The organism is Staphylococcus rostri, from assembly GCF_002902145.1.
GTDB classification, from domain to species: domain Bacteria; phylum Bacillota; class Bacilli; order Staphylococcales; family Staphylococcaceae; genus Staphylococcus; species Staphylococcus rostri.
On the sequence record NZ_PPRF01000051.1, the window covers coordinates 1 to 1,404 of the forward strand.

3 protein-coding genes are annotated in these 1,404 nt (G+C 37.1%); all 3 read left to right on the forward strand.

The window, feature by feature from the left end; translation table 11 throughout:
• Positions 1-681, forward strand: a 681-nt coding sequence (locus CD122_RS08000; protein ID WP_103358468.1) for an SA1788 family PVL leukocidin-associated protein, incomplete at its 5' end; no start/stop codon positions are given.
• Positions 682-694: 13 nt separating this feature from the next.
• Complete coding sequence (locus CD122_RS08005; RefSeq protein ID WP_103358469.1) at positions 695-1,093, forward strand: DUF3310 domain-containing protein; 399 nt, start codon at positions 695-697, stop codon at positions 1,091-1,093.
• On the forward strand, positions 1,086-1,322 hold the full coding sequence (locus CD122_RS08010; RefSeq protein ID WP_103358470.1) for a hypothetical protein: 237 nt from the start codon (positions 1,086-1,088) through the stop codon (positions 1,320-1,322). The genes CD122_RS08005 and CD122_RS08010 overlap by 8 nt, the downstream gene beginning before the upstream one ends.
• Positions 1,323-1,404: the final 82 nt, after the last annotated feature.

Below are 1,404 nucleotides of genomic sequence, written 5' to 3' on the forward strand. Positions count from 1 at the left end.
CCTAGAATACCAAAGGATAGGTCAAAAAAGTATGAGTATAAAGGCCAAGAAATCAGTGTTAACCAGATGGCTAAATATACAGGTAGGGAAACGGCTACTATTCGTAATAAATTACGAAATGGAGTTTCAATAAAAGAAATTCTCGAGAACAAACTCACACCTGAATTAGCTTTGACAAAAAAACAACTTAAGAAGAAGCGCAGTAAAAGTTTGACGACTAAAATGATTCAAGAACGAATAGCTAACGGATGGTGCTTAGACTTAGCGCTGGAACTTAGTGCTTTGTTTGTAGGACCTGTAGACAATATTGTGTATAAAACAAAAGCAGGCGGCCTTGATATAGAAATACCATATAAAAAAATACTAAAACTTGAAGAAGTCGGTATAACAGCAAGAACCATAAGTATACGTGTAGGTAGAGGAATGTCGTTAGAAGAAGCAATGAATCCTCAATTAAACGACGAAGAAGCTGTTGACTATGAAAGACTAGACGAGTTTAACGAACAGGTAGCTAGTGCAGGTTTACGACGATACAGAGCAGAAAAGAGACGTAAAACAAAGCCGCATCTGGAGACAGTACCGCAAAGTCACAAGTTGAGTGATTACGGTAGGTATCTAATGAACAGACCGGGCATAGCAAGACAGAGAACTGATTTATATGGCAATGTCCAATTAATTTAGAGGAGTGATCAGCATGGAGAAGTTGAAAATTGGAAACAGAGTGAAAATAACGGTTGGAAAAGGTTTTTTGTTGGGTGAAGTGTTAAATTTATACGTTGATAAATTCTTCGTACGCACTGACGAAGGAATTACAGCCTATTTTCCTTACGAAATAAAATGGGAGAAAATACCGTCTAACAAAAAAGTTGAATATAACAAGAGACCTAAACACTATGGAGAGGGCGAGTTTGATTTGATTGATGTTTGGTGCGCGACATACACACCTGAAGAGTTACGAGGTGCATTTAAATCGCAATTATCTAAGTACTCTTATCGCTTAGGCTACAAAGATGATGAGATAGACGAATTAGACAAAATTATTGATTATGCGACTCGTTATAAAAAGCATTTGGAAGGTGCTAAAGATGAGTAAATTTGGTTTTCTAAACAGTTACCGACTATTCAAGCCAGACGGAAATAAGTTCTGTTTAATTATTCCAACTGAAAAATACTTTCGAGTGCTTGGCTATGGTCAGTACTACAAAAAGTTCGATGGTTATTATAAGTGGAGTGATTTTGAAAAGTTCAAGCAAGATCATAACTTGCGCACTGCTGATGAGATTAAAGTGTCGAAGTTAAGAAAGATGCAGGATCACACATGATTACCACAAATGAAACATGCACACGTGAACTTAGCGATACCGTAAAGCAACGGTACAAAATAGACACTGTTGGTAAGTCGCC